This is a genomic window from Bradyrhizobium sp. USDA 4516 (assembly GCF_054055915.1).
The window spans coordinates 6,453,813-6,465,919 of the sequence record NZ_JBSRXT010000001.1 but is presented as its reverse complement, the minus strand read 5'-3'; the positions used below and the strand labels follow the sequence as shown (position 1 = coordinate 6,465,919).

General features: G+C 64.2%; 2 protein-coding genes. Both read right to left on the bottom strand.

Going from position 1 to position 12,107, the window contains the following annotated elements:
* Positions 1–2: 2 nt before the first annotated feature.
* On the bottom strand, positions 3–1,685 hold the full coding sequence (locus tag ACVI1L_RS29310; RefSeq protein ID WP_456784476.1) for a type I secretion system permease/ATPase: 1,683 nt from the start codon (positions 1,683–1,685) through the stop codon (positions 3–5).
* Between the two features lie 245 nt (positions 1,686–1,930).
* Entirely contained in the window at positions 1,931–11,890 is a 9,960-nt protein-coding gene (locus ACVI1L_RS29305) for a cadherin domain-containing protein (protein WP_456784475.1), read from the bottom strand.
* Positions 11,891–12,107: the final 217 nt, after the last annotated feature.

Sequence of the window (12,107 nt, the reverse complement as noted above, 5' to 3'; positions counted from 1 at the left end):
TCCTAACCGGTCGCTCCCCGAACTGCAGGAACCGGCACAGGCCGCGTGAGGCGCGCAAGGATTTCGCTCCGCGGTCCGAACATCTCGGCCACGCCTTCGCGCAACACCAATATCTTGTCGACCACGCCGATGGTGGCCGGCCTATGCGAAATGATCACCACCGTGGTCCCGCGCTTCTTCAGCTGCGTGATGCAGTCGGCGAGCGCCGCATCGCCCTCGGCATCAAGGTTCGAGCTCGGCTCATCGAGCACGACCAGGCTTGGATTGCCGTAGACCGCGCGTGCGAGGCCGATGCGCTGGCGGTAGCCTCCGGACAGGATCGCGCCGCCTTCCCCGACCTGAGTATCGTAGCCATCGACGAGCCGCAGGATCATCTCGTGCACGTCGGCCATTCGCGCCGCCAGAATGATGTCCTTGTCGTCACCGTCCTTGAACCGACAAATGTTGGCTGCCACCGTATCGGCAAACAGCTCGATATCCTGGGGCAGATAGCCAAGATGCTCGCCGAGCGACGACCTGATCCAGCTCGAAACGTCGGATCCGTCGAGGCGAACGGCCCCTGCGGATGGCGCCTGAACGCCGACAATATGACGCGCGAGCGTGGATTTGCCGGCGCCAGAGGGGCCAATGATCCCCAGGACTTCACCCGGTTCGATCTGGAAGGTGACTCCGCGCAGAATGGGCTTCGACGTTCCAGGCGCAGCAAAGGACAGCGCTTCGACGGAAATACGCCCTTCGGGCCGCGGCAGCGTCAGTCCTGTTTCGCGCGGCGGGTTGGCCGCCAACAGCTCGCGCACCCGCAGGAATGCGCCGCGGGCCGAAACGAGACCACGCCAGGATCCAACGATCTGTTCGATCGGCTGCAACGCGCGGCCAAGCAGGATGCTGGCGGCAAACATGGCACCAGCGGTGGTGAGCCGCTCGATCACCAGATAGGCGCCGAGACCGAGAATCAAGGATTGCATCGACAGCCGCAGGAAGCGGATTAGGCTCTGCATCGTGGCCGCGCGATCGCTTGCGGCGACTTGGCGCTCAAGCATTCGGTCGCGGTCCCGGCCCCATCGCTTCAGGAGGCCGGCGGTCATCCCCATTGCGCGCACCACTTCCGTATTGCGCAGACTCATCTCGGTGAAACTGTAATTTCGATTTGCCGCCTCGCTGGATTCGGAAAGCGGAGGCTTTACGATCCATTCGTTGAGAAGGGCCATCAGGACCAGGATGATCGTGCACCCAAGCGCAAAAGCGCCCAGCAACGGGTGCAGAGCGAAAATCACCGCGATGTATATCGGCGACCACGGCAGATCGAAGATAGCGTGAATTCCGGATCCGGTGATGAACTGGCGGAACGTATCAAAATCACGCAAGAGCTGGCTGCGCGCGCCGCCGATTTTTGCCGAATGGTCGATGATTGCGGTCATCACCCGCGGCGCGATCTTGCGATCGAGGCGAATGCTGGTGCGCGTCAGCACGCGTGCGCGTACCGCATCGAGCCCCGCGAGCGCCATGAACGCCAGCAATAGCGCCAGCGTCAGCATCAACAGCGTGACCTCGCTGGCGCTCGAGATCACGCGGTCATACACCTGCAGCATGTACAGCGGACCGGCCAGGTAGAGCAGGTTAATAGCCAGGCTGAATATGGCTGCAGTGACAAAATAACCTTGGCAGGCTTGCAGCGCCTGCCGCATTTCGTCCGCTCTTTTCCGAAGGGTACTCACGCGGAACCTGGCCGGAGCCATCCCTTAAAAATGATGACTGACAGCCAATAGGCGGCAGTCAAAAGGTCCAAGTAAATCAATTATCCAATCTATCCTGCTTAGCATGGCCGGCGGCTGCGCCAAAGCCGCTGCCGACCCAAAAAAGGCAGGAGGGTAAACTTCCGGGGTTCGGCTTCTCCCCCGATCATTTTCCTCCCCCGTGAAGTTCACGCCCCTCAGGCGATGTGGTGCGGATCATAGGTGATCACCGTACCGTTCGTTGTGTCAGCCTTCTCGGCAAACCCGGCCGGATCGTATTGACCGAGCAGGACGATGCTCGCCGTGTGAGCGCCGTCTGACACCGTCAGGGTGCCGCCGGTCCCCGCCTGGTTTTCCGCGAAGCTCACCGCGGTGTTGGCGCCGAAGCTGATGCCCTTGAGATCGATGTCGTCATTGCCATCGAGGCCGCTCACCGTTCCGGAGAAGTGGAAGGCGTCATCCAGGATCAGGTGGCCGGCGGCAGTCACATCGAAGGTAACGCCTGCCGCCGAGGCTGCCCCGAACTCGATGGTGCCGGCCCCGCTGATCAGAGCGCCGCCGCTGCCGGTAACCTCGCCCTCAGCTGTGACGTTACCGCCATTGGCCCAGATCAGGCCGCTGTTGGCCACCGCACTGGCGAGCACGAGCCCACCCGTACCGGTTGCCTCTAGCGTGCCGGCGTTGGCGATCACGTTGGCGCCCGTGTCGATCACCAGGGCGTGGGTCCCGGTGGCATTGATGGTGCCTTCGTTGCTCAGGGTCAGGCTCCCCTGCCCGATCTGCCCGGCACCGGAGATCACGTTGTCGACGTTGTCGAGCGTGACGTTCGAGGCCGTGCCGGCGATGATGTTGTGGTCATCGTCAGACAGGGTCACATGGCCGCCGCCGTTGAGCGTGAGCCTGGTCTGGATCAGCTGCAGCAGCGTGTCGTCGCCGGAAGCCTGCAGGTCGATCTCGCCAGTGTTGTGGATGGCGCCCGACAGCGGCAGCATCGCCCCATCGCCGATGGTCATCAGGCCTGGATTTTCGACGGTCGGCGTGACGTCGAATTCGAAGTTTGCTGCGGTCAGGTCCGCCGCATGCACGTGGTCGAGCGTGATGGTCTGGCCGTCAGCCAGCGTGATCACAGCATTGCCATTTCCGTCGTCCGCCGTGTGGGCCTGAACTTCCGCGAAACTCTGCCAGCCGTAGCTGATCAGGTCGATGACGTCGGATGACACCTCGAAGCTGTGGACGACGTCGTTGCCGATCGGCCGTGAGAACACGAACGTGTCGTGACCGGCAGATCCGGTCAGCGCGTCGTCGCCTGACCATGCGAAGATCGGGGTACCGGGGGCAAACGCCTCGATGTTGTCCGCGATCATCGAAAGGCCAGTACCGCCGGCAGAATCGATCCAGGTTTGCGATATGTGCAACGAGATTGCGCCGGTATAACTATCAAGCGTGTTGATAGAGAGTCCGGTGACATCGCCTGTCTGGATCGACCAGGTCCCGTCACCGTTATCGGTGCCCTCGCTTAGCGTCCAGCCCAAGGGAATGCCACTAATGCTGACGTTAACCGTACCAACATGATCCACCGGGTTTGTCAGGCCGAGGCTGATGGGTTGGCCGGCAATGCCTGCGGGAGCGAGATGTGCCTGACTGATATTGGTCAGGGTGACACCAACGAGATCCACCAGGATGTCGGCGTTGACGTTCGGAGTGGCCCCGACCTGCTCGAAGACGTAGCTATGGGCAGTTCCGCCGATATTTGCCACGAACGCAACCGCCGCGCCGGTGCCTGTGGCTATGTCGTTATTGTGGAGATACTGGACAACGGCGGCGACGTTAGAGGTGGACGATAAGGTTAGGGCCGACGCGAAGGTATTAGCATCGTCGAATGTAATTATCCCATTCGTAATTGAGTGGGATTTCACGGTCGCCCCCCCGATCGTCAGTGTGGAGTCGTTGGTCGTGGCCGAGCTACCCGTCGTGGTGACTGGCAAATCGAGGATATCGTTAGTTCCTGTCGTGGCGAAGTCCGTGATCACATCATAGCCGGAAATCGTGCCGGCATCTCCGGAACCCCCAACAATGCCGAGAGATTGTCCGCTACTGATGACGAATGTGTCGGCACCGCCTCCGCCGGTCATCGTATCAGCGCCGGCACCACCGGTAATGCTATCGGCACCGGAGCCGCCGGTGATCGTGTCGTCGCCTGAGCCGGTCTTGAGAATGTCGTTACTATCTCCACCAACGACAATAAAAGCTCCCGAAGTAACCGCGCTAGCATCCAAATTAAGTTTGCCATTGCCCACGATTCCAGACGCGTCAATAGTCAGCGTTCCATTGTTCTGGAACGAGGACAGGAAAGTTACGTTGTCGGTATGATTTCCGCTGTTGGTGTCGACGATTTTGAAGACTTCAAAGTTTGTGAGAAAGATGTTTCCATCACCAAATGTGAATGGTCCGGGGGAGCCACCAGTCACGATCAGCGTGTCTGTGCCGGTCCCGCCAGTTATGTGATCTGTTCCATTTAAGGTGGTGTTTGTTCCGTTTAGCGTGTTCGTGCCGCTAGCGTAGAAGATGACGTCGGTCGGACTAGCCGTCAGCGTACCTGGGTTGGGGCTGTCCTCATTGATAGTAACGGTATCGCTATCGCTCAGTCCTCCCTGATCCGTCGTTGTGATCGTCAAAGTATCAGCGCCGACGAAAGTATCAGCTGGATTGTAGAGAAGACCGTTCAAGGCGTTATTGATGTTGGTCACCGAGCCGGAGAAGGTCATAGTGGTGTCGGTCGTACCGTCACCGGTGGTGAACGAGAGGCCGGTGGTACCTGATAGCGTCAGCGTGCCGTGCGCAACCGACAACGTCACCGTCTCGGTGCCAGCGCCCACGTCAACGTCGGAGATTGAGACGAGTTTGGCGCCGTTGAATGTCACGTTAGTGTTTTGCACGACCTCCTGCACACCGGGCACCGTATTCACGGGAGCGTCGTTCGCGCCGTTAATTGTGACTGTCAGCACCGCCGTGTCGGTCAGGTTGCCATCGGTGACGGTGTAGTTGAAGGTATCGGTCGTCGTCTGGCCGACGTTGAGCGCCTGCACCGCGCTGTCGTTCTGGTTCACCACATAGGTGTAGCTGCCATCGACATTCATCGTCAGCGTGCCGTGCGCTCCCAATAGATCGGCACCCAGCGTGCCGGCCGTGCCGACTCCCTCGACGCCGCCGACGCGGATCGCACTGACCGTCAAGCTGCCGCCATGGACGTCGCTATCGTTGGTCAGCACATTGCCGCTGCCGTTGATGCCGCCAGAGCCGTTGCTTGTACCCCCCTTCTCGGTTGCCGCTGTGGCGCCGGCACTGGCACTGGTATCGTCCACACCCGTCGGCGCCACGTCGGTGACGGCAATGCTGAAGGTCTGGGTGGTGAACGCGCCGCTGGCGTCGGCCGCCTTGACGGTGATGTTGTGGCTGGTCGCGGTCTCGAAGTCGAGCAGCGAGGCATTGGCCACGGTCACGACGCCGGTCGAGGCATCGATCGCGAAGCGGCCGCCGGCGTCGTCGCTCAGCGAGAACGTGACGGTGCCGCCGTTGACGTCGCTCGAGGTCGCGGTGATCCCGACCAGGTCGCCGTTGGCGGCGCCTTCCGAAACCGTGTTGGTGGCATTGTTGCCGTCGACCGGCTGGGTCGGCGCCACGTCGGTGACGGCAATGCTGAAGGTCTGGGTGGTGAACGCGCCGCTGGCGTCGGCCGCCTTGACGGTGATGTTGTGGCTGGTCGCGGTCTCGAAGTCGAGCAGCGAGGCATTGGCCACGGTCACGACGCCGGTCGAGGCATCGATCGCGAAGCGGCCGCCGGCGTCGTCGCTCAGCGAGAACGTGACGGTGCCGCCGTTGACGTCGCTCGAGGTCGCGGTGATCCCGACCAGGTCGCCGTTGGCGGCGCCTTCCGAAACCGTGTTGGTGGCATTGTTGCCGTCGACCGGCTGGGTCGGCGCCACGTCGGTGACGGCAATGCTGAAGGTCTGGGTGGTGAACGCGCCGCTGGCGTCGGCCGCCTTGACGGTGATGTTGTGGCTGGTCGCGGTCTCGAAGTCGAGCAGCGAGGCATTGGCCACGGTCACGACGCCGGTCGAGGCATCGATCGCGAAGCGGCCGCCGGCGTCGTCGCTCAGCGAGAACGTGACGGTGCCGCCGTTGACGTCGCTCGAGGTCGCGGTGATCCCGACCAGGTCGCCGTTGGCGGCGCCTTCCGAAACCGTGTTGGTGGCATTGTTGCCGTCGACCGGCTGGGTCGGCGCCACGTCGGTGACGGCAATGCTGAAGGTCTGGGTGGTGAACGCGCCGCTGGCGTCGGCCGCCTTGACGGTGATGTTGTGGCTGGTCGCGGTCTCGAAGTCGAGCAGCGAGGCATTGGCCACGGTCACGACGCCGGTCGAGGCATCGATCGCGAAGCGGCCGCCGGCGTCGTCGCTCAGCGAGAACGTGACGGTGCCGCCGTTGACGTCGCTCGAGGTCGCGGTGATCCCGACCAGGTCGCCGTTGGCGGCGCCTTCCGAAACCGTGTTGGTGGCATTGTTGCCGTCGACCGGCTGGGTCGGCGCCACGTCGGTGACGGCAATGCTGAAGGTCTGGGTGGTGAACGCGCCGCTGGCGTCGGCCGCCTTGACGGTGATGTTGTGGCTGGTCGCGGTCTCGAAGTCGAGCAGCGAGGCATTGGCCACGGTCACGACGCCGGTCGAGGCATCGATCGCGAAGCGGCCGCCGGCGTCGTCGCTCAGCGAGAACGTGACGGTGCCGCCGTTGACGTCGCTCGAGGTCGCGGTGATCCCGACCAGGTCGCCGTTGGCGGCGCCTTCCGAAACCGTGTTGGTGGCATTGTTGCCGTCGACCGGCTGGGTCGGCGCCACGTCGGTGACGGCAATGCTGAAGGTCTGGGTGGTGAACGCGCCGCTGGCGTCGGCCGCCTTGACGGTGATGTTGTGGCTGGTCGCGGTCTCGAAGTCGAGCAGCGAGGCATTGGCCACGGTCACGACGCCGGTCGAGGCATCGATCGCGAAGCGGCCGCCGGCGTCGTCGCTCAGCGAGAACGTGACGGTGCCGCCGTTGACGTCGCTCGAGGTCGCGGTGATCCCGACCAGGTCGCCGTTGGCGGCGCCTTCCGAAACCGTGTTGGTGGCATTGTTGCCGTCGACCGGCTGGGTCGGCGCCACGTCGGTGACGGCAATGCTGAAGGTCTGGGTGGTGAACGCGCCGCTGGCGTCGGCCGCCTTGACGGTGATGTTGTGGCTGGTCGCGGTCTCGAAGTCGAGCAGCGAGGCATTGGCCACGGTCACGACGCCGGTCGAGGCATCGATCGCGAAGCGGCCGCCGGCGTCGTCGCTCAGCGAGAACGTGACGGTGCCGCCGTTGACGTCGCTCGAGGTCGCGGTGATCCCGACCAGGTCGCCGTTGGCGGCGCCTTCCGAAACCGTGTTGGTGGCATTGTTGCCGTCGACCGGCTGGGTCGGCGCCACGTCGGTGACGGCAATGCTGAAGGTCTGGGTGGTGAACGCGCCGCTGGCGTCGGCCGCCTTGACGGTGATGTTGTGGCTGGTCGCGGTCTCGAAGTCGAGCAGCGAGGCATTGGCCACGGTCACGACGCCGGTCGAGGCATCGATCGCGAAGCGGCCGCCGGCGTCGTCGCTCAGCGAGAACGTGACGGTGCCGCCGTTGACGTCGCTCGAGGTCGCGGTGATCCCGACCAGGTCGCCGTTGGCGGCGCCTTCCGAAACCGTGTTGGTGGCATTGTTGCCGTCGACCGGCTGGGTCGGCGCCACGTCGGTGACGGCAATGCTGAAGGTCTGGGTGGTGAACGCGCCGCTGGCGTCGGCCGCCTTGACGGTGATGTTGTGGCTGGTCGCGGTCTCGAAGTCGAGCAGCGAGGCATTGGCCACGGTCACGACGCCGGTCGAGGCATCGATCGCGAAGCGGCCGCCGGCGTCGTCGCTCAGCGAGAACGTGACGGTGCCGCCGTTGACGTCGCTCGAGGTCGCGGTGATCCCGACCAGGTCGCCGTTGGCGGCGCCTTCCGAAACCGTGTTGGTGGCATTGTTGCCGTCGACCGGCTGGGTCGGCGCCACGTCGGTGACGGCAATGCTGAAGGTCTGGGTGGTGAACGCGCCGCTGGCGTCGGCCGCCTTGACGGTGATGTTGTGGCTGGTCGCGGTCTCGAAGTCGAGCAGCGAGGCATTGGCCACGGTCACGACGCCGGTCGAGGCATCGATCGCGAAGCGGCCGCCGGCGTCGTCGCTCAGCGAGAACGTGACGGTGCCGCCGTTGACGTCGCTCGAGGTCGCGGTGATCCCGACCAGGTCGCCGTTGGCGGCGCCTTCCGAAACCGTGTTGGTGGCATTGTTGCCGTCGACCGGCTGGGTCGGCGCCACGTCGGTGACGGCAATGCTGAAGGTCTGGGTGGTGAACGCGCCGCTGGCGTCGGCCGCCTTGACGGTGATGTTGTGGCTGGTCGCGGTCTCGAAGTCGAGCAGCGAGGCATTGGCCACGGTCACGACGCCGGTCGAGGCATCGATCGCGAAGCGGCCGCCGGCGTCGTCGCTCAGCGAGAACGTGACGGTGCCGCCGTTGACGTCGCTCGAGGTCGCGGTGATCCCGACCAGGTCGCCGTTGGCGGCGCCTTCCGAAACCGTGTTGGTGGCATTGTTGCCGTCGACCGGCTGGGTCGGCGCCACGTCGGTGACGGCAATGCTGAAGGTCTGGGTGGTGAACGCGCCGCTGGCGTCGGCCGCCTTGACGGTGATGTTGTGGCTGGTCGCGGTCTCGAAGTCGAGCAGCGAGGCATTGGCCACGGTCACGACGCCGGTCGAGGCATCGATCGCGAAGCGGCCGCCGGCGTCGTCGCTCAGCGAGAACGTGACGGTGCCGCCGTTGACGTCGCTCGAGGTCGCGGTGATCCCGACCAGGTCGCCGTTGGCGGCGCCTTCCGAAACCGTGTTGGTGGCATTGTTGCCGTCGACCGGCTGGGTCGGCGCCACGTCGGTGACGGCAATGCTGAAGGTCTGGGTGGTGAACGCGCCGCTGGCGTCGGCCGCCTTGACGGTGATGTTGTGGCTGGTCGCGGTCTCGAAGTCGAGCAGCGAGGCATTGGCCACGGTCACGACGCCGGTCGAGGCATCGATCGCGAAGCGGCCGCCGGCGTCGTCGCTCAGCGAGAACGTGACGGTGCCGCCGTTGACGTCGCTCGAGGTCGCGGTGATCCCGACCAGGTCGCCGTTGGCGGCGCCTTCCGAAACCGTGTTGGTGGCATTGTTGCCGTCGACCGGCTGGGTCGGCGCCACGTCGGTGACGGCAATGCTGAAGGTCTGGGTGGTGAACGCGCCGCTGGCGTCGGCCGCCTTGACGGTGATGTTGTGGCTGGTCGCGGTCTCGAAGTCGAGCAGCGAGGCATTGGCCACGGTCACGACGCCGGTCGAGGCATCGATCGCGAAGCGGCCGCCGGCGTCGTCGCTCAGCGAGAACGTGACGGTGCCGCCGTTGACGTCGCTCGAGGTCGCGGTGATCCCGACCAGGTCGCCGTTGGCGGCGCCTTCCGAAACCGTGTTGGTGGCATTGTTGCCGTCGACCGGCTGGGTCGGCGCCACGTCGGTGACGGCAATGCTGAAGGTCTGGGTGGTGAACGCGCCGCTGGCGTCGGCCGCCTTGACGGTGATGTTGTGGCTGGTCGCGGTCTCGAAGTCGAGCAGCGAGGCATTGGCCACGGTCACGACGCCGGTCGAGGCATCGATCGCGAAGCGGCCGCCGGCGTCGTCGCTCAGCGAGAACGTGACGGTGCCGCCGTTGACGTCGCTCGAGGTCGCGGTGATCCCGACCAGGTCGCCGTTGGCGGCGCCTTCCGAAACCGTGTTGGTGGCATTGTTGCCGTCGACCGGCTGGGTCGGCGCCACGTCGGTGACGGCAATGCTGAAGGTCTGGGTGGTGAACGCGCCGCTGGCGTCGGCCGCCTTGACGGTGATGTTGTGGCTGGTCGCGGTCTCGAAGTCGAGCAGCGAGGCATTGGCCACGGTCACGACGCCGGTCGAGGCATCGATCGCGAAGCGGCCGCCGGCGTCGTCGCTCAGCGAGAACGTGACGGTGCCGCCGTTGACGTCGCTCGAGGTCGCGGTGATCCCGACCAGGTCGCCGTTGGCGGCGCCTTCCGAAACCGTGTTGGTGGCATTGTTGCCGTCGACCGGCTGGGTCGGCGCCACGTCGGTGACGGCAATGCTGAAGGTCTGGGTGGTGAACGCGCCGCTGGCGTCGGCCGCCTTGACGGTGATGTTGTGGCTGGTCGCGGTCTCGAAGTCGAGCAGCGAGGCATTGGCCACGGTCACGACGCCGGTCGAGGCATCGATCGCGAAGCGGCCGCCGGCGTCGTCGCTCAGCGAGAACGTGACGGTGCCGCCGTTGACGTCGCTCGAGGTCGCGGTGATCCCGACCAGGTCGCCGTTGGCGGCGCCTTCCGAAACCGTGTTGGTGGCATTGTTGCCGTCGACCGGCTGGGTCGGCGCCACGTCGGTGACGGCAATGCTGAAGGTCTGGGTGGTGAACGCGCCGCTGGCGTCGGCCGCCTTGACGGTGATGTTGTGGCTGGTCGCGGTCTCGAAGTCGAGCAGCGAGGCATTGGCCACGGTCACGACGCCGGTCGAGGCATCGATCGCGAAGCGGCCGCCGGCGTCGTCGCTCAGCGAGAACGTGACGGTGCCGCCGTTGACGTCGCTCGAGGTCGCGGTGATCCCGACCAGGTCGCCGTTGGCGGCGCCTTCCGAAACCGTGTTGGTGGCATTGTTGCCGTCGACCGGCTGGGTCGGCGCCACGTCGGTGACGGCAATGCTGAAGGTCTGGGTGGTGAACGCGCCGCTGGCGTCGGCCGCCTTGACGGTGATGTTGTGGCTGGTCGCGGTCTCGAAGTCGAGCAGCGAGGCATTGGCCACGGTCACGACGCCGGTCGAGGCATCGATCGCGAAGCGGCCGCCGGCGTCGTCGCTCAGCGAGTAGGTCACCGTTGGGCTATCTACGTCCGTAGCGTGAACCGTGATGCCGACGGTGGTGCCGGCCGCGGCGCCTTCCGCAACCGTGTTGGTGGCATTGTTGCCGTCGGATGGCATCGATGGCGCGTCATTGGCACCATTGATGGTGACGGTGATCTGCTGTGCCGTGCCGTCGATGGTGCGGACCGTAAACGTATCGGTCAGATGACCGCCGACATTCAGTCCCTGGACCGCGGCATTGCTGTTGTCGAGCGTGTAGGTCCAGGTGCCACCTGCGGTCATCTGGAAGGTGCCGTAGTGGTTATCCGTGGCCGAGCCGGCCGCCGCCACCTGGAACGCATTTGGTGTGTTGTCGACGTCGGTGTCGGTCAGCGTGCCACTGACAGTCGGAGTTCCGGCGATTGCGTTATTGACGCCGCCAGCTTCGACCACGGTGCCGCTCGTGGTGCCCGAGATCACAGCTGCGTCATTAGTACCATTGATGGTGACGGTGATCTGTTGTGCCGTGCCGTCGATGGTGCGGACCGTAAACGTATCGGTCAGATGACCGCCGACATTCAATCCTTGGACCGCGGCATTGCTGTTGTCGAGCGTGTAGGTCCAGGTGCCACCTGCGGTCATCTGGAAGGTGCCGTAGTGGTTATCCGTGGCCGAGCCGGCCGCCGCCACCTGGAACGCATTTGGTGTGTTGTCGACGTCGGTGTCGGTCAGCGTGCCGGTTGCGGTCGGTGTCCCCGGCGTTCCGTTGGCAACCCCGCCGGCCTCCACCACGGTGCCGCTCGTCGTCCCGCTGATGATGGCGGCGTCGTTGGCCCCCGCGAACTGTACGGTCGCCGTAGCCCAGCTCAGAGTACCGTTGCCGAGCCGGATAGCGTAGATGAAGGAATCGGTCAGAGACTGTCCAGACTGCAGTGCATCAAGTTGCGCTTTGAAGGATGCACTCAACGTGCTTGCGTCGTAACCCACTTTTCCATCGGACGTGATCCAGATCTTGGCGCCATTTAGGCTGGTATCTGCGCTGGTGGACTCGACTCGTGTGGTATCCTGAGTCAGCAGGTCAGCCGCAACATAGCCGTTCATGCCCCCGACATTGTTGATGCCGTTGTCGATCGAGAACAGTGTCTTGGCATTGCCGCCAAGGTCATTAGCCATCACGTCCAAATACACGATGGTTGGGATGGTACTGGTTGGGCTGTTTTCCGTTAGCCCGGTTTGCGCGCTCGTAAAGGTGTCGTCTTTGGCCTGTGGCGTATTGCTGAAGGAAGTGGTGCTGCCGCCGCCAGTGGTCTGAGTCGCCATTTGTTCGTCCTCGAAACTGATAGATCAAAATACTATTTGGAACCGGTCCGGATGCGAGTGAACGCAGTGG